General features: G+C 59.4%; 21 protein-coding genes and 2 pseudogenes. 7 read left to right on the top strand and 16 right to left on the bottom strand.

All coding sequences use genetic code 11. The features are described from left to right. Positions 1-211: 211 nt before the first annotated feature. The 3 genes from QP045_RS16680 to QP045_RS16670 all read right to left on the bottom strand — a co-directional run bounded on the left by QP045_RS16680 (position 212) and on the right by QP045_RS16670 (position 2212). Positions 212-490 carry a ribbon-helix-helix domain-containing protein gene (locus QP045_RS16680; RefSeq protein ID WP_422516128.1) on the bottom strand — a complete coding sequence of 93 codons (279 nt, stop codon included), beginning with the start codon at positions 488-490 and terminating at the stop codon, positions 212-214. Beyond that, the gene (gene parA, locus QP045_RS16675) at positions 487-1143 is read right to left on the bottom strand and encodes a ParA family partition ATPase (protein ID WP_422516127.1); all 657 of its coding nucleotides are present in this window, start codon (positions 1141-1143) and stop codon (positions 487-489) included. Before parA ends, QP045_RS16680 begins: the two co-directional genes overlap by 4 nt. Before the next feature lie 223 nt (positions 1144-1366). After that, positions 1367-2212: a helix-turn-helix domain-containing protein gene (locus QP045_RS16670; RefSeq protein WP_422516126.1), complete on the bottom strand. Its 846-nt coding sequence runs from the start codon at positions 2210-2212 to the stop codon at positions 1367-1369. A gap of 1025 nt (positions 2213-3237) precedes the next feature. Between QP045_RS16670 and QP045_RS16665 the strand changes: the two genes are divergently transcribed. From QP045_RS16665 to QP045_RS16645, 5 genes are all read left to right on the top strand, one after another. Next, positions 3238-4272 carry an O-antigen ligase family protein gene (locus QP045_RS16665; protein ID WP_422516125.1) on the top strand — a complete coding sequence of 345 codons (1035 nt, stop codon included), beginning with the start codon at positions 3238-3240 and terminating at the stop codon, positions 4270-4272. A gap of 39 nt (positions 4273-4311) precedes the next feature. After that, positions 4312-5022 (top strand): polysaccharide biosynthesis/export family protein, encoded by a 711-nt coding sequence (locus QP045_RS16660; RefSeq protein WP_422516124.1) that lies wholly within the window; start codon positions 4312-4314, stop codon positions 5020-5022. A gap of 10 nt (positions 5023-5032) precedes the next feature. Continuing rightward, entirely contained in the window at positions 5033-7237 is a 2205-nt protein-coding gene (locus tag QP045_RS16655) for a GumC family protein (RefSeq protein WP_422516123.1), read from the top strand. A gap of 86 nt (positions 7238-7323) precedes the next feature. Continuing rightward, a complete protein-coding gene (locus tag QP045_RS16650) occupies positions 7324-8484 on the top strand; it encodes a hypothetical protein (protein WP_422516122.1) in 1161 nt (386 codons plus the stop codon). Between the two features lie 5 nt (positions 8485-8489). After that, on the top strand, positions 8490-8822 hold the full coding sequence (locus QP045_RS16645) for a hypothetical protein (RefSeq protein ID WP_422516121.1): 333 nt from the start codon (positions 8490-8492) through the stop codon (positions 8820-8822). Between the two features lie 15 nt (positions 8823-8837). Here QP045_RS16645 and QP045_RS16640 read toward each other — a convergent pair whose 3' ends face one another. The 13 genes from QP045_RS16640 to QP045_RS16580 all read right to left on the bottom strand — a co-directional run bounded on the left by QP045_RS16640 (position 8838) and on the right by QP045_RS16580 (position 23314). Continuing rightward, positions 8838-10055, bottom strand: coding sequence for a right-handed parallel beta-helix repeat-containing protein (locus tag QP045_RS16640; protein WP_422516120.1), 1218 nt, complete (start codon positions 10053-10055; stop codon positions 8838-8840). Positions 10056-10086: 31 nt separating this feature from the next. Next, entirely contained in the window at positions 10087-10812 is a 726-nt protein-coding gene (locus QP045_RS16635) for a glycosyltransferase (RefSeq protein ID WP_422516119.1), read from the bottom strand. 2 nt (positions 10813-10814) lie between these two features. After that, positions 10815-11876 (bottom strand): glycosyltransferase family 4 protein, encoded by a 1062-nt coding sequence (locus tag QP045_RS16630; protein WP_422516118.1) that lies wholly within the window; start codon positions 11874-11876, stop codon positions 10815-10817. Further along, complete coding sequence (locus QP045_RS16625; protein ID WP_422516117.1) at positions 11873-12664, bottom strand: glycosyltransferase family 2 protein; 792 nt, start codon at positions 12662-12664, stop codon at positions 11873-11875. The genes QP045_RS16630 and QP045_RS16625 overlap by 4 nt, the downstream gene beginning before the upstream one ends. Further along, the gene (locus QP045_RS16620) at positions 12661-13647 is read right to left on the bottom strand and encodes an EpsG family protein (RefSeq protein ID WP_422516116.1); all 987 of its coding nucleotides are present in this window, start codon (positions 13645-13647) and stop codon (positions 12661-12663) included. Before QP045_RS16620 ends, QP045_RS16625 begins: the two co-directional genes overlap by 4 nt. Next, positions 13644-14393 carry a hypothetical protein gene (locus tag QP045_RS16615; protein WP_422516115.1) on the bottom strand — a complete coding sequence of 250 codons (750 nt, stop codon included), beginning with the start codon at positions 14391-14393 and terminating at the stop codon, positions 13644-13646. The genes QP045_RS16620 and QP045_RS16615 overlap by 4 nt, the downstream gene beginning before the upstream one ends. Before the next feature lie 11 nt (positions 14394-14404). After that, positions 14405-16321, bottom strand: a complete 1917-nt coding sequence (gene asnB / locus QP045_RS16610; RefSeq protein ID WP_422516114.1) for an asparagine synthase (glutamine-hydrolyzing) — start codon at positions 16319-16321, stop codon at positions 14405-14407. After that, the gene (locus QP045_RS16605) at positions 16321-17262 is read right to left on the bottom strand and encodes a glycosyltransferase family 2 protein (RefSeq protein WP_422516113.1); all 942 of its coding nucleotides are present in this window, start codon (positions 17260-17262) and stop codon (positions 16321-16323) included. Before QP045_RS16605 ends, asnB begins: the two co-directional genes overlap by 1 nt. Continuing rightward, positions 17259-18563 (bottom strand): lipid II flippase MurJ, encoded by a 1305-nt coding sequence (locus QP045_RS16600; protein ID WP_422516112.1) that lies wholly within the window; start codon positions 18561-18563, stop codon positions 17259-17261. The genes QP045_RS16605 and QP045_RS16600 overlap by 4 nt, the downstream gene beginning before the upstream one ends. A 12-nt stretch (positions 18564-18575) precedes the next feature. After that, positions 18576-19181, bottom strand: coding sequence for a class I SAM-dependent methyltransferase (locus QP045_RS16595; protein WP_422516111.1), 606 nt, complete (start codon positions 19179-19181; stop codon positions 18576-18578). Positions 19182-19199: 18 nt separating this feature from the next. Beyond that, the gene (locus QP045_RS16590; RefSeq protein WP_422516110.1) at positions 19200-20486 is read right to left on the bottom strand and encodes a nucleotide sugar dehydrogenase; all 1287 of its coding nucleotides are present in this window, start codon (positions 20484-20486) and stop codon (positions 19200-19202) included. After that, the gene (locus tag QP045_RS16585; protein WP_422516109.1) at positions 20483-21523 is read right to left on the bottom strand and encodes an SDR family oxidoreductase; all 1041 of its coding nucleotides are present in this window, start codon (positions 21521-21523) and stop codon (positions 20483-20485) included. The genes QP045_RS16590 and QP045_RS16585 overlap by 4 nt, the downstream gene beginning before the upstream one ends. Positions 21524-21961: 438 nt before the next feature. Further along, positions 21962-23314 (bottom strand): sugar transferase, encoded by a 1353-nt coding sequence (locus tag QP045_RS16580; protein ID WP_422516108.1) that lies wholly within the window; start codon positions 23312-23314, stop codon positions 21962-21964. Positions 23315-23542: 228 nt separating this feature from the next. Here QP045_RS16580 and QP045_RS16575 point away from each other — a divergent pair. Next, positions 23543-23776 (top strand): annotated as a pseudogene (locus tag QP045_RS16575) (dTDP-4-dehydrorhamnose 3,5-epimerase family protein); the annotation flags it as partial. Between the two features lie 46 nt (positions 23777-23822). Further along, positions 23823-24508 (top strand): annotated as a pseudogene (rfbA, locus tag QP045_RS16570) (glucose-1-phosphate thymidylyltransferase RfbA); the annotation flags it as partial.

Genomic DNA, 24508 nt, shown 5'->3' with positions numbered 1-24508 from the left:
CCCCTTTTCAGGGCGCTGGTTAGACGCCGAAAGGGAGCGTAGTTGCGAGACTCAAGACTTGTCCACGAACAAGCAGTGCGTCTGCAAGAAGTTAGAAACTTGCGTCTTTTCCGTCACATACGCGATGCCCGCAGCCGTCGCTGTAGATGTGCACACATGTCTACACGTAGAGCATTCGATCGCCGGCTGCATTGCCTGGCCCCACAGCCACTCAGTCGCCGAGCGGGCTCTCGCCATGTTTGCGCAGCACGTCGTTGAACGCCTCGGCCATGAGCGCCTGAAGGCTCCGGCCCTGCCGGCGCGCAAGCATGTGCATCGCCAGCGACATCTCTGGGCTGAAGAAGCCGGCGATCTGCTTGCGCCCTTCCCTGCTTGCCGGACGCGCAGGCGTGGCCTGCCCTTCCTGTGCCGCGGGAGCTGCCGGGGCAGCAGCGGTCGGTGCGGGGGCGGCGTGTCCACGCAGATTGGCGAAACTGGGTTTGCGGCTCATGCGACGACCTTCTTCTTGAAACGGGGTGTCGGCATGTCGAGCTGTCGACATGTCCACCTGTACAGTTCGCGAACTTCCTCGGCCGCCTTGCCCGCAGGCTCCAGCTCCATGACGGTGCGTCCCTCCGCACTGGCGTGCCGATAGGCCGCGCGATCGGAGAGCACGATCGGGCATGGCGGCGTGCCGAAGCTTTCCACGAGCTCGCCGGCTTCCTGGTAGATGCGCGGCGCGTTGGGTGGGCCCGCGGTAAAGACGACGAAGGCCGGCTTGCGCAGCAACTGGACGAGCTTGGCAGTGGTCTGGATCGCCGAGAGATCAAAGGCGCTGGGACGGCAGGGGATCAGCACCAGGTCCGCCACCTCGACCGCCGCACGGGCGGCGCTGTCCGCGTGCGGCGGCGTGTCGATGACGATCACCTCCGCCCCCTGCCCCCGCGCCTGCTCGACCTTGGCAGCGAGCCGCGGCGGCGGACTGTCGATCACCTCGGGCGGCGCATCCTGGCGCCAAGCCGCCCATTGGCTGGCGGTCGCCTGCGGATCGGTATCGATGATGAGCGAGATGCGGCCGGCGTCCTGGGCGGCGGCGGCGAGATGAAGGGAAAGCGTGGTTTTCCCAGCGCCCCCCTTTTGGCTGATGATGGCAATCGTCGGCATGAGGTTGATCCTACATGTCTACATGCAGACTGTCCAACATGTATGCATGTCAGCCCTTCGAGCAATCTCGCCCCTCTGCACGGTTCCCCGATCGCATCGGTGCGAAGGCACGACCCGACATCCGCTTGCTCCTTTCGGGGAGCATTGCGGCGGCGAAGCCGACGCTCCTGTCTTTTCCTGTTAGGTTGTGGGTGGTGATTGTGGCTGGGGTTGCCCGAGATTCTCAAGGATTATGCCGGCGACCGACTAGGTCGACGACCTTTGGTCCTTTCAAATAAGAATCCATTAGCGGTTCCGGATGGTTTTGAGACTCGCACTCCCGACCGTCGATACGGGCACCGAGCTTAGCGAGCACCTTGCCCAGCGCACCACCAACCGTAACCTCCGCCAGTTCCCGGCAGGACAGCCCGGCCCGCATCTCCGCCTGGGCCTCGGCACGAACCTCGGCCTGGTGCGCCACGTCGTCCGGCAGGGGTGCGGGGCGCAGCCAACGCGGCAGGTGGCTCAGCAAGCGCTGGGGCAGGGTAGGGCGATAGGCGTTGGAGGTCTGCTCATAGCGCGGGCCCGGGCCGTCCCCCTCGACACGCTGGAACCGGCGCTGGCGGACCAGGAACCCGGCATTCTCCAATATGTGCAGCGCGCGCGCGACGGTGGCGCGGCCGAGCGCAGTGGCCGCGGCGAGATGGTCGTAGCTGGGATAGACGCGACCGCGGTTGAGCCGGGCAAGCGTCAGCAGTTCCTCATAGACGCGCACCGCGCCTGCGGTCATCGCCGCGATCGCGCGCTCGGCAGCGGACAGGTCGCGCCCCTCGGTGCGTACCGCGCGCTTGAGCCTGCGTCCGCCGTCGAGCGCCGCCCGCGCCATGCGCAGCAACCGGTCGGTCTCGCCCTTTGCCGGTACCGTGAAAAAGCTTTCCTCGAAGCTCCCGGCCTCGACGCTATTGCGCAGCACCGGTGCGCCGGTGCGATGCAGGGCACCTGAGCGCGCGGGCTTGCGGCGCGTGCCGAACCCGACGCCAAATCCGCCAAGTGCCTGCGCCGTCGCTTCCCCAAGGGTAAACGCCGTCATCTTCCATCCCCTCGATGGGGCTGGGACCGAGACAAAAAGAGGGCGTGGCGCGAAACGCGCATCCTTGAACCGGAGTTCGAACAGGCGTATCTGGAGGAGGTGTTGACGACCTCGGGTCGACGTTTGGCGACGTCGCTCCATCAATCCTGGGATGCCCGGCCTTCGTGCCGGGCGTTTCTTTATGTGGTCACAGCCGGTTCCCGATCATCCTTGCCGGCTCCACGGCCGACCTGTCGGTTTTCGCAGCAAAAATCCGACACCGGAAGCGTGTACGGTTCGTGCTTTCGAGTAGGAAAGGGCAAAAAAGTTCGTGCTTTCGGGTATCAAATGCCCCGCACATTCGTGCTTTCGAGTAGCAATTCACCCGCCCATTCGTGCTTTCGAATATCAATTGAAACTGAAGGCCGTGGCGACCGCCGTGTCCGATTCGGTCGATCTTGGGACCTAGTGACGCCGTCGGACGAAAACCTCGCTGCATGAACCGCTCAGGGCGAAGGCACCGCCCGCGAGGTGGCCAGCATCTACAAGAGGCCTGCCCAAGCAGGGCGCCCAACACCGCCGTGCAGCCACGCTCAAACGCCCGCACCAGGCGAGTTAGGAAGACGGCGTCCTCATGCACAGCAGCCGTGTCCTACGAGCAGGTTTGGAAATTGGCGCCAGTCGGCTAACGGAGGATGATGGCTCACGCGCGCTCGACCCGACAGTCCTCCCTTAGGCCCGATCTTCCTCTCATACTCGCGATCGCATTAGTCGTGTTGTTATGGGTGGCAGGTGGCGCGTCACGCGCCGACACATTGGGACAGGTTGTCGTACGCGGCGGCTGCTGGGCCATTTTGATCGTAGCGATCCTGGCGGGTCCACGACCGGTCCTACATGGAACGCGACCGGTGCTGTTCTTGCTGATGGCTGCGATCGCGCTTCCCTTGATACAATTGATCCCCCTCCCGCCTACCTGGTGGCAAGCACTGCCCGGCCGGGATGTCTTGCTGGTTCCCGGGGAATCCGTACCTTGGCGCCCTTGGACAATGACGCCAGGTGCGACACTCAATGCGCTCGCCTCGCTGGTCGTACCGACAACGATGCTGCTGGTGCTTTCGCAAGCGAATGCGCGAGTACATCGTTGGATGCCCGCCATCCTGCTGGCAATGATAAGTTCGGCAATGCTGCTCGGGCTGCTTCAGTTTTCCGGGGCTGGGTTCAACAATCCACTCTTCAACGACTCGCCGGGTGTCGTCAGCAGCATCTTTGCCAACCGCAATCACTTCGCACTGCTGCTTGCGATCGGCATCCTCATTGCACCAGTTTGGGCGTTCATGGACGGTAGTGCACTGCACTGGCGTGGCCCGCTGGCAGGAGGACTTGTCCTGTTGTTCGTGCTCACCATCCTCGCAACAGGCTCCCGCAGTGGCATGCTGCTAGGGGGCATAGCATTGGCAGTTTCGCTCGCGCTGGTTGGCGGGCGGTTGCAGCGACGCCTTGCGAGTGCGCCCGCGTGGCTGTTCCCGGCATTGATCGTCACCGCTGTGTTTGCGGTGGGGACCTTTGTCGCGCTCAGCTTCATGGCCGATCGCGCCGATGCGATAAATCGTCTGCTAGCGCTGGAGAGCGGCGAGGACATGCGTTCGCGTGCGTTGCCGACGGTCATTTCTATGATCGCAACCTATATGCCGTTCGGATCCGGTTTCGGCAGCTTCGATCCCATCTTCCGCATTCACGAGCCGTTTGCGCTGCTCAAGACTACCTATTTCAACCAGGCGCATAACGATTACCTCGGTATAGCGCTTGATGGCGGAGTCGCTGGCGTTGCAGCGCTAACTGCAGGCCTCTTGTGGTGGCTGGTTTCGACCATCCGAGTGTGGCGCGCGAAGCGGCACGAAACCATTTTCGTCGGCCGCCTTGGCTCCGCAATTATCCTACTCATACTCATTGCGAGTATCACCGACTATCCTGCTCGCACGCCAACGATCATGGCCATTCTCGTGATCGCGGCGGTGGCGCTGGCTCAGGCGGATGGCGCGAGGTCGCAGATTGCTTTACCGGCGCGCCGGCCAAACCTATAGAGCGGCCATATTTCCTTTAATGTCGGAATATCAACGCGCATGCGCCTCTCAATTCCCGTACTGTGCCTTGCGCTCGCCGTTTCCGGTTGCGGTTCGCCCGAGCCGATTCAATCGAGCGGCAGCCTGACGGTCGTTCCCGACAACACGGTCCTGCCACCGCCTGATCGCAGCGACTTGACTGCCGCCGACCGGCCCGCGCTGATCGGCCCGCTTGATACGATTGAGGTGAGCGTTTTCGGCATTCCCGACCTCGATCGGGAGATGCAGGTCGATGCCAGCGGCCGCATTGCGATGCCGCTCGCCGGCACCGTCGACGCGCGAGGAAAGACTGCTGAGGAACTTGCCAATGCGATCGAGGCAGCGCTGAGGGACCACTATGTTCGCAACCCGCAAGTTACGGTGAACATCAAGAGTTCCGTCAGCCAGGTCGTCACGATCGACGGCTCGGTTGTTGAACCCGGCTTATACCCAGTCACCAACCAGATGACGCTGATGCGCGTCATCGCGTCAGCAAAAGGGATGACCGAATTCGCGCGAGTGGAAGATGTTGTCATCCTAAGAACCGTGGACTCCCGCCGCATGGCTGGTCTTTATAACGTCGCTGCGATCCGGCGAGGGGCGTATGAGGACCCACCGGTTTATGCCAACGATGTCATCGTCGTCGGCGATTCACCCCAGCGCCGTCTATTCCGTGATTTTGTCTCAGTGTCGCCCATCCTCGCGGCGCCACTGATCGCTGTGCTGCAATAAGGCGCTTCCGATGAACTCTGTCAGTTCCACGCTTCATCCCGCCAGCGCGCGGACAAGCATAAGCCAGCCAGCTGTTGCCCAGAGCGGAAACACGCCGATCATCCGCCAGTATCTACGCATCGCGTTGCGCTGGCGCTACGTGATCCTGGGTGCGGTTGCTGCATGTGTTATGCTGGGGCTAATCATTACGTTGTTAATGACACCCCAGTATACCGCGACGGCGACAATCGAGATTTCGCGTGAGTCTAGCCAAGTCACGAACTTTCAGGGTGTGGAGCGCGAAACGAGCGTTGCCGATCAGGAGTTCTACCAGACCCAATATGGTTTGCTCCGATCCCGAGTACTGGCAGAGCGAGTAGCAACCCAACTCCGGCTGACGGACGACAAAGCCTTTTTTGAACGATATGGCATTGAGCCCGATAGCGATGCTTTTCGTGAGGTAAATGGTCGTTATACCGCTGCAGGCCGGCCGGAGCGGCAGCGGGTCGCAGGTGAGATACTGCTGAAACACATCAGAATTAGTCCAGTCCGTCTCTCAAGACTTGTTCAGATCGGCTTTACTAGCCCTGATAGCGGCTTTTCCCAGCGGGTCGCCAACGCTTGGGCTGAAAATTTCATCCAGACCAACTTAGAGCGTAAAGTCCAAGCAACCTCTTACGGTCGTAATTTGCTTCAGCGTGAATTGGGCCAAGTGAAAGAGCGCCTCGATGAGTCGCAGCGGCAACTCGTCAATTACGCGGAGCAGCAGCGCATCATCAATTTGCCTAGCCAAGGCAGTAGCGGCAATGCGACAGCGGAGCGTTCGATTGTTGCCGACGAGCTTGCCTCACTGAACACTTCGCTATCGGAAGCGATCGCCGATCGTATCGCCGCGGAAGCGCGTTTTCGTGAGGCTGGGCGCGGCGGTCAATCAAGCGAAGCACTGCGCAATCAAGCAATCAATACCCTGCGTCAGCGCCGCGCGGAACTGGCAGCTGATTACCAGCGCATGATGGTCCAGTTTGAGCCTGGCTATCCGCCTGCGCGTGCGCTTCAATCGCAAATGAATCAGCTTGATCGCTCCATCACGCGCGAAGAAGGGCGCGTATCGGGATCGGTAGAGGCAGAATATCGTCAAGCCGCCCAGCGTGAGAGCGAGCTCCGCAAGCGGGTCGAACAGCTAAAGTCAAGCTACCTTAACTTGCGGCGGCGTAGCATCCAGTACAATATTTATCAGCAAGAAGTGGATACTAACCGCGCCCTGTATGATGGGCTACTTCAGCGGTTCAAGGAAATCGGTGTGGCTGGCGGGGTCGGGGTCAACAATATTGCGATTGTCGATCCGGCGGATGTGCCGCAAAGACCGTCTAGTCCGCGCCTTCTCATCAATCTTGCCGCTTCCCTCCTTGCTGGCCTCGTGATCGGCGCCGGTCTTGCGCTCGCACTTGAACAAATGGACGAGGCGATTGCGGATCCGGCTGAAGTGGAACGTCGGCTCGGCCTGCCACTATTGGGGACGGTACCCAAGGTCGAAGATGTCAAACCGCGCGACGCGTTGCTCGATCGGAAATCCGGGCTGGTCGATGCCTATCTCGCGATACAGACAAGCCTGGGCTTCACTACCGAACATGGGATACCGCGTTCGCTTGCCGTTACCTCAACCCGGCCAGCTGAAGGCAAGTCGATCACCGCCCTTGCAATTGCGACCATGCTTGCGCGCGCCCAGAAGAAGGTCATTCTAGTCGATGGCGACATGCGCTCGCCCTCCGTCCACCATCTCGGAGGCGTCGACCATGATCGGGGGCTTAGCAACTTTCTGGCTGGTCAAGACAATATCGACTCTTTGACCTTCGAGATGCGCGACTTGGGCTTTACCGCCATGTCGGCAGGCCCAATCCCGCCGAATGCCGCCGAGCTACTCACCGGGCCGCGTCTGCAACTGCTGATCACGCAATTGCTCGAGCGCTACGAGCATGTAGTGATCGACAGCCCTCCGGTAATGGGGCTGGCCGATGCACCGCTAATTGCGAGCCGGGTTGAGGGCGTTGTCTATGCGGTGGAATCGCATGGCATTCGTTCAAGCTTGGTCAAGACCGCGCTTCAGCGTCTGATGGCGGCTCATGCACGTATTTTGGGCGGCGTCCTCACCAAGTTTGAAGCACGCAAAGCACATTACGGTTATGGTTATGAATATGGCTATGACTATGGTCGTGAAAAGGCCGACACGAGCCACTGATGCCCACTAGGCCTCCACGTCGTACAAAGCAGCGCTCGCAGCGGGTGTGGTGGTTGCGCGGTGGTATCGCGGCAGTTGCGCTGGCCTTGGGTTATCTTTCCACAACGCAAACACTTGCTCTCGTGCTTCTCAAGTCGGCACCGGAGCGGGCATATTCTCTATCTTCGAGTAATGGGTGGATCGCCGCGAAGCTTGCCGAGCGGCGCTCCCTGGGCAACATGGATGCCGCACAGCGCCGCGATGTCGATCGGCTTGCACGCCAAGCCTTGGCCAACGAACCTCTAGCCGTCCCGGCCCTGACCGCGCTTGCTCTTAATACCCTACGAAGCGGCGATGTGGACCGCGCGCGGAGGCTATTCGTTCATTCGGACGCAATTTCTCGAAGGGACCTGAGCACACGCTTGTGGCTGATAGAGGACGCTGTTGGCCGCAATGATATTCCCCGGACCCTACGCAATTACGATATTGCCTTAAGAACCTCACGCAACGCACCAGCGATTCTGTTCCCGGTGCTATCCGCCGCAATCTCCGACCCTGCAATTTCGGAGCGGTTGGCCGATACCCTTGCGGGGCGTCCTCCTTGGGCTGAATTATTCGTCAATTACCTCGCCGGATCTGGCGTATCCCCAATTGCTAGAGCAACTCTTTTCCGTCGCCTTTCCCTGCGGGGCGTCGCTCCCTCGCAAGCCGCACAAGCCGCGATCGTCAATGCATTAATCGACGCTGGCGCACCCCAGGATGGCTGGACCTATTACCAAACCTTACGTGGCAACATCGATCGCCGGCGGTCGCGAGACCCCGATTTCAAGGCGCTGCTTGAGGCACCCTCCGTTCTCGACTGGATGCCGGTAATGAACGATGCGGGAGTGATGGCTTCAATCCAGCGGACCTCCAACGGAGGCATATTTGAATTCGAAGTTCCGTCAACGATTGGTGGTACCGTTCTTCAACAAGTACAGATTCTGCCCCCAGGCCGCTACCGAATGGAGGGCACTAGTGTCGTGATTGCACAAACGCCAAACTCGAGGCCTTATTGGCAACTTTCGTGCATGACCGGTCGCGAGTTGGGAAGGGTAGAGATCCCTAATTCATCGGAGCGAGCTGGAGGATTCTCCGGTGAATTTCAGGTGAGTGGGGCAGCATGTCCAACACAAATGCTACGCCTTATCGTTCGGCCTTCTTCGGATATTGGTGGAGTGACTGGCCAGATCAAACGCGCAGCTATTGTCCCGATCGCAGAGGATTGATGCCCATGCGTTTCCTGCAGCTTTTGCCATTCATCTGGATGACGCTGGCGTCGATCCCCGCGGCCGGGCAAGATCGCAATACCCCTGTCGACGTGCCTAGCCCGCCAGCGGTTGTGGATACCACAACTGCCAAGACACCGGATACCAATGCCGGCAGAATTGGCCAACGCCAGACTCGTGAGGATGCTGCTCGTGTAGCGGGAATCAAGCCGATGGCGCGCATCAACAACCGAATCGGCAATCGAGTCCAATCCCGCTTACGCAATCGCGTTGATCAGAATTATAGCCCACAAGCAAATGCCGCATCACCATTTAAAACGGCATCTTCTCAGGACTAAAACGCTGCTACCTACTTATCGGACAGGGGGAGGTGCCTCTTCCGGGTTCTGAAATAAATTGGCTGTCCAGTGCACCGTGACGTGCGGGCTCTGTATCTGCACTGCCTTGCGTTCCGGAGCAGGAGTATAGTCACCGAAGCTTTTAAACGCACAGGAATCGACATGGGCGATCATGGTCGCCGTTTGGGAGCGAAGCCTGATGTGGTGGAGCGCGGCTCGCGCCGCACTGGTGCGCTGGAACGTGCATGCAGTGAACTTGATCGTTCCTGGGGCCTTATCCTTCCAGTCCAGCACGACGTCGGCTGCGACGTAATTGTTCTCGAAATAACAGTTGTCGATATGGCTGGCCGCGCCGCCCTGTGATGGACCGTCTTCGAACAGAATGGAGGCGGAGCCACGGCGACTATTATGTCCATTACCTTCCACCGCACAGCTATCGAGAGAAATATTACATCCGCCTATCACATGCAAACCATGTGTCATGTTGCCACTGATCGAGCAGCTCAATATTTTGTAGACATTGGGGTTCGAGAAATTACCTCCGCGTGCGCGCAGCCCGATGTTGCCACCATTGATGTGAACACTTTCCATGTAGACGCGGAGTACGTCGACCATTTCAATATTCACGTCAAAGGATGATACCTCCATGTCCACGAAGCGGATGAGCGCTGCGCCGTTGAGCATCAGCCCGGTGCCGCGATGGCGGGTCGACAGATCGCGGATAAGCTGAAAGCCCTGCATCGATAGCCGTAGCGATACCCCATCGCCTTGGCCGGGGCCTGATTTGAAGCCACGGATCTGGATAGCCGGCTGCGTGGCATTGCCACGATAGAATAGTACGGTATTGGCCTGTCCGTCGCCTTCGATGGTCAATCGGCGCATGTCGCCGTCGTCAAATATCTTCTGCGTATCGCGCCATGACATGACCACCGGCTGCGCAAGGAGGTAGCGTCCGGCCGGGATTAGCAGCTTTCGACCATTCTGGAGACTCGAGCGATCCCGTCCTGACGCAACATTCAGCGCCGCCTGCAATGCAGGGGCGCAATCGACGCGCAAGGTACCGTTGCGCACGTCGTTCAGCATTTCGGCTGTCATAAAATCGGTTAGCCGCAACGGCGCAGTTCCCGCGAGGACATCGCCGGACACCGGCCGCGCCGCTTCCGGCGTCGGCACGGGAGAGGCTACGCCACCAGCGCCCGCCATGACGAGCAGCGTTCGGCGATCAAGGGTCATTGGCGGTTCTCCAGCCACGGCGAAGGTTACATCAGAAGCCGGTCAGGAACCGGATCATGCTGCGCATGTGCCAGCGCAGGTGACGCAGGCTGCGATGGCTGTTTCGCCGCGCATCATGCACCACGACAACGGATGGCTGGTAAAAAGTTCTCCAGCCAACGCTGCGCAAGCGGCGACAAATGTCCGCATCCTCCAGGTACATGAAATAGCGTTCGTCGAAGCCCCTCACTTGCGCGAAGGCTTCCCTGCGGAACAGCACCAACATGCCCGCGACCCAGTCCACATCCGTCCCCGCATCGGGCGCATAGTCCGCTTCGCGCTGCCGTAGAAGAACCCGACGAGCCAATCGCACGGGATTGGGAAATCGCCGGGCACTGTCCTGCACTTGTCCGTCGGAACCCACGACCAGCGGCGCACAGGCCGCTACCCGGGGGTCCGCGAAATAGTGGGACAGCCGAACCAGGCCATCGTCCGGGAGGCGAATGTCCGGGTTGACCACGCAGAACAAGTCAGTGGTGCTGCATGCGAATGCCTGATTGTGGTTGGCGCCGAATCCGAGCGGTTGTTCGTTGCGGATAATGCGGATCGGCAGGTCGTCCGCCTCAGAAAGCCAGCCTTCATCCTCAGGGATATTCAAGGTAAGAATGACCGATATGCCGGACAAGTTCAGGCGCCGCAGGTCGCCGAGCAAGTGGCGGATCAGATCCCCTTGCCCGTGACTGACGATGGATAGGGTAAGGTCGGGAAGTTCCAACATGTTCAAAACCCGGCCGCCAGCAGCGTTGATACGCGTCCCGCCGTGGCGTCCTGACCCCGGAGGAAAATGGCGCGTGCAGCCTGCGACAATTGGCAACGACGATCTTCGTCGCGCAGCAATTGGAGAACGATCCCGGCGATCTCACTAACGGGCGTTTCAAGCGGTATGACGTTTCCAGACAGGTCGCCGGTCATGTAGCTGTTCACTCCGCCTGCATCCCGACAAATCGGGACGCAACCGGATCCCATCGCTTCAAGTGGCGGCAGGCCGAAACCTTCGTGATCGGATAGCAGCGCGAAGACCTTCGTCCGTTCGTATAACGACCGCATTTCGTCAATAGACGCACGCTCCAGAAGTCGGACAGAGCCGGGGATCGCAGAACGGTATGTCTCGTCAGGGGAAATGACTGCTATCTTGATGCCCGGAGAGTGGGTCGCAAGTTCATCGATGAGCGACAATGTGAGGTCGGATCTCTTGTGGGCTCCGCGCCTCAGCATGACCGCGACATCAATATCCCGTGTCGTCTCACGATCCGAGAAGAACAAAGGATTCGCCCAGATGGGGACTTCGCACTCTATCAGCACATCATTATTCTTCATCTGGCCAGTCAGATAACGATTAGCCGATATGACTTTCCCACCGCGCAGCATTGAGATGATGAAGCGCCTGAGAAGAGACTGCTTTCTTGCACCATGGACAAACAGCCATTCGGTGTCCTGAACGAAAAACCAGCGCGCCGGCAGAGAGACCAGCCATACTAATGGAAATGTCACATAGTGGCTAAATACCATGGTGGTGACACCTTGGGTCATCAGGCGACGAAAATTCCATGCCACTAAGGGAAGCTGCGTCATGACGACACGGGGGGATATGATCGTATCCGACAAGCGAACGACCGGCAGGCCGCCCGTTTCGGCTTCATGAGACGCGCGCCACATCACGATCAGACCGGTTTCCACCCCCTGATCGGAAAGCTCACGTGCCAGCCGGATGATCTCGAGGTTTCCGCCGGTAATCTTGAGCGAAGGCGTGATGAAGAAACGTCTCCCGCTATTCCGGTTCATGTGCGGGGCGCTCTGATCGCAGGCTTTATCTTGTTGAGCGCGCGCATCCCGAGCCATTCCAGGCCGCGGTAATGCTTGTCGATGAACACCTGTTCCGCGGCATATTTGCGGCGCAGGCTTTGATAGGTCGCCCAGCGATCATTTGCCGACGCCCCGCCCAGATGGGTGAGAACGAAGGTGGGATCGTACAGAACGGCAATGCCACTCCGGTTCGCACGAAAACACCAGTCCATGTCTTCGGCATATAGTGGATAGTCACAATCCAGCAGGCCGACGCGCGCAAAGATCTCCCGCGTAGTTAGCATGAAGGCCATGATCCCCATGCCGATCGGCTGTTCGGTGGTGAGCGAGGCGTAATCGACGGGCGATCGCCAGGCGCGCGACAGGCTCGATACCTCGCCGACGCAATCCTGATGGCTGCCATCCTCGTTCAACAGCTTGACGAAGCGGACGTCCGACCGGCCGAGCGCTTGCCGAGCAAGGCGATCCCAAAAGTCTGCGCTGAAGCCGAAGACGTCGGGATTGATGAGCGCGATGTTCGTATATCGGGCTGACAGGATCGCCTGATTGTTCGCGAACGAAAAGCCGAGGTTGCGCGGATCATGGCGATAGGTTCCGAATGTGGCCAGATCCGCCAGCTCGTCGGTGGGGGAATTGTCGTAGAAGATGATCTCCCAGTCGCTGTATCCCTGCAGCGATGCAGATATCTCGCCCGCGAAGCGACGGGAGATCTCTGCGGATCGGTACAACACCACGCAGATCGTCAGGTTTAGGGATTGGTCGGTCACATGATCACCGTGGAGTCAACAGCGAAGAAAGCGCTTCGCAATCCGAGCACCATCCATATTAGAATTATGCCCCGGATGACCACGGACATGCCCCAGAGGCGCGACAGGAGGATCACGAAGAAGGGCATGAAGAGTTCAAAGGTTCGGAAAGCCAGCACCGGGATCGGTGACAGCAAATAGAAGGAGACCGCGCCGATCGTCGCAAGAACCGTCTCCTCCTTGCCTTGAAGGGGCAGTTCCTTGAAATGCACGACGGCGCAGCCGAGCCCGCACAGCTGGACCAGCGGCATCAGGCTGAGCAGGTTAATGTCGGTGAACTGGCCGGTGGTCGAGGCGAGATCCTGATAGGAGACGACACGCTGCACCAGCCCTGCGCCCAGCGGGCTTAGCAAGAGGACCAGCACCCCCACCGCAAGCGCGACGACCACATCGATCCGCCGGGCCTTCAGCAGAGCATAAGCGACGACGGCGAGGACGAACGAATTGTGCAGCAGGACCGCGACGGCGAACAGCGGCCAGCGGATCGCCGGGCGTGCGACATAGATGGCATACAGACCGATTGCGATCGCAGCGGCGATGCGGATCTGCGTATAGCTGTGCAGCCAGAACAAATAGGATCCGTATATCGCGACTAAGACGATGCGGTTGGTGTCGAGGCGTGTCGCGACGACGAACAACAACAGGCAGGTGCCGGCCGCGAGAACGAACGTGAACAGATCGAACGACCAACCTGCCGCTGCTGCGAGCTTGGCCAACGCAAAATAGCCAAGGTCCGCGCCCGTGAGGATTGTCGGCCAGTCGTTGATGGCCGAGGCGTTGTAGAGAAGCTCGTAATTGCGCAGATCCGCGGAAATCCCGATCGGCTTGACGCCACTGATATAGATGGCGGCCGCGAGCAGGATGTAGGCGAGCAACCACAACGCGCCTTGTGCGAACGAAACCTGTTCAGGTGGCTGGTCGACATGGGCGGTGCCCGGCGTCATGGTCGAGCCCACCCGCGGTATAGCAGGACCTCCGATGCGAGACGCCGGCGAAGCCGCTCCCACCGGCTGCGATTACTGTTCCGGGCGATTTTGTGCTGGCGCATGCCCATCAAGGGATTGTCGGGATTGCGAACGTCGTTGCGGCCCAGCGAGAAGGGCATGATGCCGGTCTGGAACGCAGCGGCGATCATCAGCGCCTGATCTCGGCGATAGCCGAGCTGCCACGCTTGCCACCAGGCCTCGCACAAGGTGATCACCGACGGATCATCATGGCGGCGATACAAGATCCCGCATTCGAACAGACCGGCATGTGCGGGAACGCCGTTCTTCCGCAGCAGCGCGACGGCTTTGCGCGCCGCCAGCGGCCAGACGAACCCCAACCGCAGCGTGCGTTCGATATCTGCATAGGCGCAATCCTGCTCGGGATGGCCCATGGCGGCGATTGGGTGCTGCGACAGCACCGCGTCGATCCGGTCCGCAGGGTCCTGGCGGAAGAACATGTTGCCGTCGATGTACATCGATCGCGATGCGGGCAGGTCCAACCGGTGCGGTAGCATCTTCACATAGCGATTGAGATCGACCCCGGTGACGCCAGGGATCGACAGGCCTCTCCCCTCCCATCCTTTGGGAACCGCGACGCTATTGTCGTGGAATAGGATGAAGCGGGTCTTCCAGTCCGGAGAAACTGGCGCGACGGCATCATAGCCATTAGTGACACAAGTATAGCAGACTGCAGGCTCGGTCATCAGGCGTCCCGTCACGAATAGGTGGCTACGGCCCACGCCGCTACCGAGAGGATCGGCCAGATCCTGGCTGACAGGTCGTGCGGGCCACGGCAATGTTGATCAAGTAGGCTGCGACAGCGCGGTACGTTCAGCACCGACGCCGTGGCAGGCGATGCCAGCAGATCGCGTGCCCAAGGCTGCAATTCGCCGCGCAGCCACTCGCCCAGCGGCACCATGAACCCGGCCTTGGGACGGTCCACCAGTGGGCGCGGCACCAAGCGATAGAGCAGGTGGCGTGCGACGCGCTTGCCTTCATCGCCATCGAACAGCAGCGCATCGGGGAAGCGCGCGCATAGTTCCACAAGCCGGTGGTCCAGGAACGGGGCGCGGCTTTCCAGTGACGCGGTCATCGTCGCCCGGTCGACCTTGGTCAGGATGTCACCGGGCAGGTACGAACGAAGGTCGTCGAGCATCGCTGCCCGACGATAGGAAAACCCGCTCGAACAGGCGAGACCGGAACAGCCGGATGGGGACGGAACCGCCACAAATTGCGCCGCCCGGCGATTGAGCATGCCGAGCGAGCGAATGAACGTGTCGCGATCACCGGCCTGGTAGAGATCAGAGGCGGAGGAAAGGCTATGCCAGGGAATGCGACGTGCCGCATTGGTGCGTGACGCCATGGCCGCGATCGGCCGGGCGATTAAATCAGCGCCGCGTAGCCCCGACGCCAGGAGCGGCCGGGTCGAGGCGTGCCACAGACGGTCGCCACGGGCATATTTGTTGTAGCCGCCTAACAATTCGTCCGCGCCGTCGCCCGATAGCGCGACCGTCACGTCCTCCCGAGCGAGACGCGACAGGATCACCATCGGAATCTGCGAAGAATCCGCAAAAGGCTCGTCGTAGATCCCGGCAAGGTCAGGCACGAGAGCCAGCGCTTCCTGCTCGCTGACATAGCGGTCGCGATGCTGCGTTCCCAGATAATCGGCAACTGCGCGCGCGGCGATCGCCTCGTCATATTGCTTGCTAAGGAAGCCGATCGAATAGCTGCGCACGCGATCTGGCGCCAGGGCGACCATCAATGCCGTGACCAGGGATGAATCCACCCCGCCCGACAGGAAGACGCCCACTGGCACATCCGCGTGCGATTGCAGGGCGATCGCATTAGCCAGCGTGGCTTGAAGGGCATCTGCGGCATCGTCGATTGAGCCGACGAATGGATTGGCAAGGCCGTCGCGCGCGACACGCTCGCGATCCCAATAGCGGTGTTGTTGCCCGTCGTTCCAGTCGGGAGTCCCAATCTCCGTCATGTCCCAGGACACGATGGTCGCGGGAGGCACCTGAGAAACCGACGCATAAATGCTGTCCGCCGGCCCGACAAACCCCCTCGCCAGCACATCCTCGAGCGCGGCGGGCGAGGGCCGCCGATCGAAACCGGGATGGGCCGTCAGCGCCTTCAGTTCGGAACCGAACACCAACGACTGTCCACACCAACCATAGTATAGCGGCTTTTCCCCCATGCGGTCGCGCGCCAGGCTCAACCGGCGTTCCTGGCGATCCCACAGAGCGATGGCGAACATGCCGACGCACGCCGACAGCGCGCCTGCTAGCCCGTCGCGATCGATCAGGGCCAGCAGCACTTCTGTATCGGAATGGCTGCGGAAGCGGTGCCCCGCTGCCGACAGGGCATCACGCAGGGCGACGAAATTGTAAATCTCGCCATTGAACGACAGGACGTAGCGGCCGCTGTCCGAAGCCATAGGCTGCGCCCCTAGCGGCGACAGTTCGACGATGGCGAGCCGCCGGTGTCCGAGCAGGACATGATCGTCGGACCAGAACCCATCGGCATCGGGGCCGCGGTGCCGCAACCGGGCAGCCATCTGCCGCCCTATGGCGTCACGCCGTGACGGATCGCTCCCGTAGGGCGTGAAGATTCCTGTTATACCGCACATCAGCGTTTTCCGTAGTAGCCTATCAGGGCAAGCGCCAGCCGTACGAGGGTCGGACCGTGCGCCATGCCCATCAGCGCCGAGGGGTGCCGCCGCCGCAGCGCGACGAGATAATCACGTAAGTCGGCCCATGACCGGGCGACCCGGGGGATATGCTGCCGCATCATGTAGCGTATCATCGCGGTGCAGCACTGCCGCGCGACAGCAGCGGGCAGCCCCTGCGCCGCAGCTTCGGCGTAGATCGGCTTCCAGATGTCGAGATTGTCGATCATGGCCTGTCGTTCGCGGCTGCCGCTCGCATTGCCGCCATGAATGCGCCACACGCCGACGACGCGATCTAGGAAGCGGACGTTGCCACGGCTGGCGAGCCGATACAGGGATTCCCAATCCGAACTGATCGTCGCGGATCGATAGAAGTCGAGCGCAACCGCCTGCGGGCGGCGATAAAGCACTGCCAGATGCTGGAAGAAATAACGGGTGTCAGGCAAAGAGCCCAGCAGTTCGAGCCCGGGAACGACGCAATCCCCCGGATGGTCGGACACCAAAGAGCGATCGCTAGTGCGGGTTTCTGTACGGGCGGCGACCATGACGATGCCAGGATCCGCGGCAGCGGCCGCAATCGCTGCAGAGACGTAGCCAGCATCTGTCAGATAATCGTCACCGTCGAGTATCATGGCCCACTCGCCGCGCGCCAGATCACGCAGCGAGCGCCGATAGTTTTCGGTGCGGCCGACATTGCGTTCCCGCCGGACGAACCGCAGCCGCGAGTCGGTGATCGCTCGGATTTCGGCATAGCGGGCTCGCGGGGACGCATCGTCGACAACGATCACCTCAAAGCTCGGATAATCCTGCGAAAGCGCACTCTGTGCCGCTTGAACAGCCAGTTCCTCCTGCTCGTACGTCGGGATGATGATGCTAACTAACGGCACCGGAGCGACTTTCACGTTGAGAATTCCCGCCGCATCTTTTGCCGTAGCAGCCAACCAAGCAGTGCGCCATTTCCGAGATAATAAAGGCTCGTCAAACCGCAAAAGACATATAATCCAAAAGACGAGAAAATAACAATCTTAAGGATTATGAACACCGTAAATGTTACTACCGTCATAATAGTTGGTGTTCGGGTGTCTCCCATGGCGTAGAATGCATTTGCGAACAACACTCCAATTCCAGCACCTATTGGTATACCCCCGAAAAGGATTAATACCCAGCGCAGGCTAATCTGATCATTCGCTATGTCACGCTTGGTTAGCAGGGAAGCGATCGGAGGAACTAACGCAACACCCGCTAATACGACAGCGACTGAGGCTGCCGTGATTAGCACAAGGTTTCTGCGAAGGACCGCCCGAAACCCCTGTGCGTCACCTGCCTCGTGCGCGACCGTCAGCGTCGGTGTTGCCGTGCTTGCAAGCGATTGCCCCACCACGCCTGCTGCGGCGGAAAAGATTGACTGGCCAAATACGACAAGGGACAGCGCCCCTGCCGGCGCAAGCGACAGCAGATAACGATCAACCAGAAGGTCGCTTTTGAAATAGATGGCGCCTGCCAGAAGGGCGCGCGCCTTCTCGGCAATGGTCCGCAGGCTTGTTCCAGCTCCCCGCCAGCTGGCGAGCGGAAGAAACGTCATTATCAGCGCCATCTGTAAAGCAAACCGCGCTAATACCAACCAGCCAAGAGAAACGACACCGCATCGGGGAATGGTTATCACCGCCGATAGTACCAGCACCCCTGCCGTAACGAGGGAAATGGTTTCATTGATGACAAAACGCCGTTCGGCATAAAGATAACCGGACAAAATGCTGGAAGCAATCGCAACGGGAGATGCTAGCGCTGCCAAGGCTGCAAGCTGAACGCTTTCGGGAGCCGCCCCATTCGCGAATCCCGGGAATACTAGAAATGTCCAAATTGGCGCAGTTAAATAAAATGCTCCTCCTATTGGCAGCCCTATTAGTAGAACCATTCCGAGCAGGGACCAAACCGTGGCAATGCGCGTCGGTCGATCTAACCGAGATAGCTGCGGCATCAACGCTCCTGCCACAACGCTTGACGCAATTGACAAAGCAACTTGCGGAATGGCCGCCGTTGCGAAATAAGAATCTGCTTCGCGCGACGGTCCAGTCAGGCGCAGCACGACGATCTGCAGTATAAACCCGATCGCTACAGTAGCTAGGTTAAGTAATGCAACGGAAGACTCGATTTTGAAGCGCGTAGCAAAGCGCAGAGCGTGCCGCGCCAAACCCGTTATCATGTTGGCGGCGCTCTACTTTACCGGCCTCATAACATAAGTTATCTCGTCAGCATGGTAGAGTGAGGACAGACGATGCTCGTAAAAGTGCTGCCAGCCAATGTTTCGGTTGACCAAAATGGACATTATCTTGCCCATTACTTTATCGAATAGTCCATCACGATAAAAGTTAATAAATATAGAGTCAATCTTGAAGCGAGTGTCGGTATAGAACACAGGCAGCTTTCTATTTGGCTGATCAGCAGTGTCTACAAAGTAGAACATAGTGTACAAACCAAAAAACCTAACGTGCGTAGGGTCGGAGAATCCGAATACGTTAGAGTAGTGGGGTACCGTGATCGAAACCTTTCCTCCTGGTCGAACAATTCGGTGGATTTCTCGCATCAACGGCATAAACTCACGAACATGTTCCAAGACATGCTGGGTTACGATTTCGCCAACGCTGTTGTCCGGAAACTGGGAGAGGCCTTCGTTTAGATCGGCAACGATATCAACTCCGTCCATCTCGACGATGTCCACGCCATAGAATCCAGGCTTCGGACGTTGCCCGCATCCCAAGTTTATACTTAGTGGTCTGCCCTGGTTGATATCATCAAGGACGGCTTTGTTAAGGAACCTCATAGACATCTTCCCTGAGCCTTAAAGCGACCAGTAGCTTGTGTTAGCTGGTAGTGTTTCCGGACGCACTGCTGATTTTACGTCTACAAAGACGCCATTTGGTCGTAACGCCGCCAATATTTCGTCTATCCGATCAGAATACGCCCGGTGGTTTACGGCCAGAACTATGCCATCCAAGTCATTCAATGCGCCCCAGTCGACTAATTCAATATTGTACTCGTGAGCTGCTTCGGCGGGGTTGGCAAACGGATCATGTACGACAACCGATATTCCGTGCGCATCCAAGCTAGCGAGCACATCAGGTACACGTGAGTTTCGAATGTCGGGGACATTCTCTTTGAAAGTTAACCCCAGAATGGCAACACGCGCGTTATGTGGCGTAATGCCCGCCTCCATCAGCATGGCCGCAGCCTTGTCTGCGATGAATTTGCCCATGCCATCATTGATCGAGCGCCCCGCTAGGATAACCTCGGGACGATAACCCAGCGCCTCGCTGGCGTGCGTCAGGTAATAAGGATCAACCCCGATGCAATGCCCACCAACCAGGCCGGGACGGAACGGCAGGAAATTCCACTTCGTCCCCGCCGCCTCGAGGACGTCGAGAGTGCGGATGCCCATACGGTCCATGATCAGCGACAATTCGTTCATCAGCGCGATGTTAAGGTCGCGCTGGGTGTTCTCCAGCACCTTGGCGGCTTCCGCGACGCGGATGGTCGGGGCTTCATGCAGACCGGCATCCACAATGGCGCCGTACACCTCGCGCAGTCGTGCCAGCGTGGCCTCGTCCTCTGCTGCGATGATCTTGGTGATCGTCTCCAACCGATGCTCGCGATCACCAGGATTGATGCGTTCCGGCGAATAGCCGAGGAAGAAATCGCGTCCCCGCGTTAGGCCGGAATGCTGCTCCAGTAGCGGGCCGCAGAAATCCTCTGTCACGCCAGGATAGACGGTGGATTCGAAAACCACGGCCGCACCCGGACGCAGCGCCGGGCCGATGATCTCGCAGGCAGAGCGTAAGGGGGTGAGATCGGGCTGCTTGTCGCTGTCGATCGGCGTGGGCACCGTGACGATAAAGAACGTGCGTTCGGCGAGCGCCGCCGCGTCAGACGCATAATGCAGGCGACTAGCCTGCAGGACATCGTCATCAATCTCGCCCGTAGCATCGTGCCCGTCGCGCAATTGACCGATCCGCCGAGCGGAAATGTCGAACCCCAGCACATCATCATAGCGCGCAGCCAAGGCGACTGCCACTGGCAACCCTACATATCCCAGCCCGATGATTGCAGGCCGCTCCGTGGTTTTCATCATTGCCCAACCGATTTTTGATGTGAGATGTACCAAGGAAGGGCAGCATGAAGCCCATCCCGGATCGTGTGGGACGGCGCATAGCCAAACGCCGCGGCGGCCTTGCCAATATCGGCCAGCGAATGGCGGACGTCGCCCGGCCGTTCGTCGCGGTAGCAAGGCGGCAGGGCATAATCGATGTCGAGCCCCGCCAATCCGGCACGCAGAAGATCGAACAACTCTGTCAGCGACGTTTGCTCGCCGACCGCCACGTTGTAAACGGCATGAGTCGCCTCGACTGGCGCAAGCGCGGCACGAACGTTGGCCTGTATGGCATTGGCCACAAAGCAGAAATCGCGGCTTGTCTGGCCGTCGCCGTTGATCGCGACCTGCTGGCCGGCAATCATCGCGTCCACCCATTTGGGGATAACCGCCGCATAAGCACCGTCGGGATCCTGCCTAGGCCCGAACACATTGAAATAGCGCAGGCCGACGCACGCCAAGCCATATGCCTGGTTGAAGGCATGGGCATAGCTTTCATTGGCCGCCTTCGTCGCGGCATAGGGCGACAACGGCCGGCCTATGCGCTCCTCGATCTTGGGCAGATTGGGTTCGTCGCCGTAAGTGGAGCTGGACGCGGCATAGACGAACCGCCGAACACCTGCACGCCTGCTGGCGTCCAACATGTTCACGAACCCGGTACAATTGACGTCGTGGGATGTGATGGGATCCGCAATCGACCGCGGGACCGAGCCGAGCGCAGCCTGGTGCAGGACGATCGACACCCCTTGCGTTGCTGCCAGGCATTGCTCCCGATCCCGGATATCGCCCTCGATAAAGTCGAAGCGAGACCAGGCTTCCGCGCCAACGGTGTGCGCCACTTCGTCTAGGTTGGCTTGGTACCCGGTCGCGAAATTGTCGAAGCCACGCACGCGCTGGCCGCGGGCGAGCAGATATTCCAAAAGGTTGGAACCGATGAACCCCGCCACGCCGGTGATCAGCCATAGATCGCCATCGTAAAACGAGATGCCTTCATCATTGACGGCGAAGCCAGCATTCATTCTGTCGTCTCCACTGGCTAGCTTGCGGGCCGCCTCCCTAGAGGATCGCAGACAGGTCAGCTAGCCCTGATCTATAGGCGTGAAGGAGCGCTTAGAGCCTGATTGAGGATAGGCTAGGGCTAGGCTTTCTGTCCGATTGTAGATTGTTGTGCGGTTGGCAACGAAGCGCGGAAGAATAACCTCATCGCGCCACGTCTGGCCGAGGCTGGCAGGCTTCGAAGCGCACCATCGCCTATACCAATCGCAATGTCGCAGCAGACCAGATCGATCGTGATCTCATCGAGCTTGTAGGCGGCGGCGCTTCGCTCCGCGTCCATCAGACGGTCGGGTAGCCCCTCGCTTGCTTCTCACATTCCACTTTCCGGCTACGTTTGCTCGGTTCCGCATCCCGAGCTTGAGGTCACGCGTGTAGCGATCAACCCATTCTCAAACCGGCTCTCAGCGTGCACCAAAGCCAGTCAGCATCGTGCGAATCGTTCGCATCACAATCAAAACATCAATCCAAGGAGAGAAGTTCTTAATATAGTAGAAATCGTAGTGAAGTTTAGAGGTTACCTCACTTACTTCAGCTACATGACCCTGATTGACCTGCGCCCATCCCGTTAGTCCTGGTCGCACGATATGACGATAGCGATAGAAGGGAATTTCACTCTCGTACCACTCGGATAGAACCCGAGCCTCAGGCCGGGGGCCAATCCAGCTCATCTCCCCCTTTAAAATGTTTAGGATCTGCGGCAGCTCGTCGATACGTGACCTCCGCAAAAATCTTCCCACACGCGTGACACGTGCATCTTCCGACTTCGTCTTGGCCGCGTCCAGCGTTCCTGCGGCATGCCCGCCGGGAACCATGGTTCTAAACTTGTACACTGTGAAGGGAACGCCACGATACCCTATTCTAACTTGTCGAAAGATAGGCGAACCAGGCGAGTCGAGGCGAATGATGATTGCGATTAAGATCAATAGCGGCGCCAGCATGATTGCCGCAATCAGTGCAGAGATCCAATCTCCGATGTGCTTTACGGTCATGAATGCAGATATTGGTGACAACGTTCCGAAGCTGTTCTCCGAGAGATGCTCCAGCTGCACCATACCTGTCATGGATTCAGCCAAGTGTTTAGTATGATAAACCGGAACGCCCTGGAGTGCATAATCGGCGAGACGGCGATCCCAATCCGCTGATAGATCAACGCGCAGATCAGCGGTGATAGCATGAAGACCTGAAATGTCCTGGCTAACCGACTCCATAATCACCCAGCGTACGCCGCTAAGTGACAGTAGGCCTAGATAGTCTCCCTCGGGCACTACTCCAATTGAGAATACCTGCCGCCGCACCCCGATGACATGGATGCCTATGAACCATGCCAAGACCAAGACAAAGCCTACGATCAGGAGCGTCCGGCTATAGGATAGTCTCGCGAAAATTACTGCGATCAGCATCACGCCATAGGAGATACCGAATGCCGGAAGCGTATACGCGCTACCTTCCACGCCGGGGTACTGGCTAATGCTGCGCAACAGCGCAACACCCAGCAACATGGCAAGGACACCATAGGCCCATGTCGCCAACACGAGGTCGAGGTCAACAAATGCCTTTGGATTCAACCCCCATAGCAACAGGAACGGAAGCAGGGTGACGATCAGTGCGCCACCAATCTGATATCGCAGGCGCAACCAACCCGCACCGACGCCCCGCATACCTGAATATCTCATGGGCTCGAACGTCTCTTCCGCTTTGTGCTCGTGGGAGGCTGCAATCGGCAGCCCACTAGCATATACCAATGCTGTCAGCACCTTACTGTCGGCAATCCTGTGAATTGCTCAGTGCTGCCGATTACGCGCCGCCTAGCAAACGGCCTCTTGGCTTACAACAGTCACCATCCTGCCGGTCCAAGGTGACGTGCATCGCCGGTAGCACGGCGGGCTTAGGGGCGTTTCACTTAAGCCCGTGAACGCGGGTCTCGCAGAAATCGAGACTAATTTTAGGTTTTAGGCTTGGCTAGGATCTCTAGCGAAACCTCGATGCGCTCCAACTTATCCGTCCCAAGCGCTTTGGCGGTGGACGTTCGCAAGGGTTCGCCCGCCTACGGCCAGTGGGTCGGCGCCGAACTTTCGGCCGAAAGCGGGCTCCAGCTGCTTATCCCGATCGGCTTTGCACACGGTTTTGTGACGCTCGAGTCTGACTGCGAAGTCACCTACAAATGCTCGGACACCTATGGGCCCGATCATGACGGCGCCATCCGCCGGGACGATCCGGCGCCGGCCCTGTCGACGGGTCGGCAGGCGGTATCGCTTGGCAGATGCCGGCATCCGCGACATCCTGATCATCTCCAGCCCCGAATATCTCGACAACTACCGCCGCCTGTTCGGCGACGGGTCGGCGTTTGGCCTGGCGGTCCAATATGCCGAGCAGCCGAGCCCCGATGGCCTGGCGCAGGCCTTCACCATCGGCGCGAACTTTATCGGCGACGACAATGTGGCGCTGGTGCTGGGCGACAACATCTTCTTCGGTGCGCACCTGACGGACCTGCTGGCGAGCGCCGTCGCGCGCAAGCACGGTGCCACGGTGTTCAGCTACCGCGTCGAGGATCCCGAGCGCTATGGCGTGGTCGAGTTCGGCGAGGGCGGGCGCGCCGTCAGCCTGGAGGAAAAGCCCGAGGTTCCCAAGTCCCACCACGCGGTGACCGGGCTCTATTTCTACGACAACCGCGTCGTCGAATATGCCCGCAACCTCAAGCCCTCGCCGCGCGGCGAGCTCGAGATCACCGACCTGAACCGCCTCTACATGGAAGCGGGCGATCTCTACGTCGAACAGATGGGCCGCGGCTATGCCTGGCTCGACACCGGCACCCACGACAGCCTGTTGGAAGCCAGCGAGTTCGTGCGGACGCTCCAGCATCGCCAGGGCATCCAGATCGCCTGCCTGGAGGAGATCGCATACGAGATGGGCTTCATCTCCGCCGAACAGGCCCGGGAAGCCGGCGAGCG

This window comes from Sphingomonas sp. 3-13AW (assembly GCF_049311085.1).
Classification (GTDB): Bacteria; Pseudomonadota; Alphaproteobacteria; order Sphingomonadales; family Sphingomonadaceae; genus Sphingomonas.
This window is presented reverse-complemented; position numbering and strand designations above follow the sequence as displayed.

Bases quoted from the DNA above. Each gene is read 5' to 3' on its own strand.
- QP045_RS16665 (WP_422516125.1), top strand. From the start codon at position 3,238: ATGACGCCAGGTGCGACACTCAATGCGCTCGCCTCGCTGGTCGTACCG.
- QP045_RS16585 (WP_422516109.1), bottom strand. From the start codon at position 21,523: ATGAATGCTGGCTTCGCCGTCAATGATGAAGGCATCTCGTTTTACGAT.
- QP045_RS16590 (WP_422516110.1), bottom strand. From the start codon at position 20,486: ATGATGAAAACCACGGAGCGGCCTGCAATCATCGGGCTGGGATATGTA.
- QP045_RS16655 (WP_422516123.1), top strand. From the start codon at position 5,033: ATGAACTCTGTCAGTTCCACGCTTCATCCCGCCAGCGCGCGGACAAGC.
- QP045_RS16680 (WP_422516128.1), bottom strand. From the start codon at position 490: ATGAGCCGCAAACCCAGTTTCGCCAATCTGCGTGGACACGCCGCCCCC.
- QP045_RS16630 (WP_422516118.1), bottom strand. From the start codon at position 11,876: ATGAACCGGAATAGCGGGAGACGTTTCTTCATCACGCCTTCGCTCAAG.
- parA (WP_422516127.1), bottom strand. From the start codon at position 1,143: ATGCCGACGATTGCCATCATCAGCCAAAAGGGGGGCGCTGGGAAAACC.
- QP045_RS16640 (WP_422516120.1), bottom strand. From the start codon at position 10,055: ATGACCCTTGATCGCCGAACGCTGCTCGTCATGGCGGGCGCTGGTGGC.
- asnB (WP_422516114.1), bottom strand. From the start codon at position 16,321: ATGTGCGGTATAACAGGAATCTTCACGCCCTACGGGAGCGATCCGTCA.
- QP045_RS16595 (WP_422516111.1), bottom strand. From the start codon at position 19,181: ATGAGGTTCCTTAACAAAGCCGTCCTTGATGATATCAACCAGGGCAGA.
- QP045_RS16645 (WP_422516121.1), top strand. From the start codon at position 8,490: ATGCGTTTCCTGCAGCTTTTGCCATTCATCTGGATGACGCTGGCGTCG.
- QP045_RS16670 (WP_422516126.1), bottom strand. From the start codon at position 2,212: ATGACGGCGTTTACCCTTGGGGAAGCGACGGCGCAGGCACTTGGCGGA.
- QP045_RS16600 (WP_422516112.1), bottom strand. From the start codon at position 18,563: ATGATAACGGGTTTGGCGCGGCACGCTCTGCGCTTTGCTACGCGCTTC.
- QP045_RS16615 (WP_422516115.1), bottom strand. From the start codon at position 14,393: ATGACCGAGCCTGCAGTCTGCTATACTTGTGTCACTAATGGCTATGAT.
- QP045_RS16635 (WP_422516119.1), bottom strand. From the start codon at position 10,812: ATGTTGGAACTTCCCGACCTTACCCTATCCATCGTCAGTCACGGGCAA.
- QP045_RS16620 (WP_422516116.1), bottom strand. From the start codon at position 13,647: ATGACGCCGGGCACCGCCCATGTCGACCAGCCACCTGAACAGGTTTCG.
- QP045_RS16660 (WP_422516124.1), top strand. From the start codon at position 4,312: ATGCGCCTCTCAATTCCCGTACTGTGCCTTGCGCTCGCCGTTTCCGGT.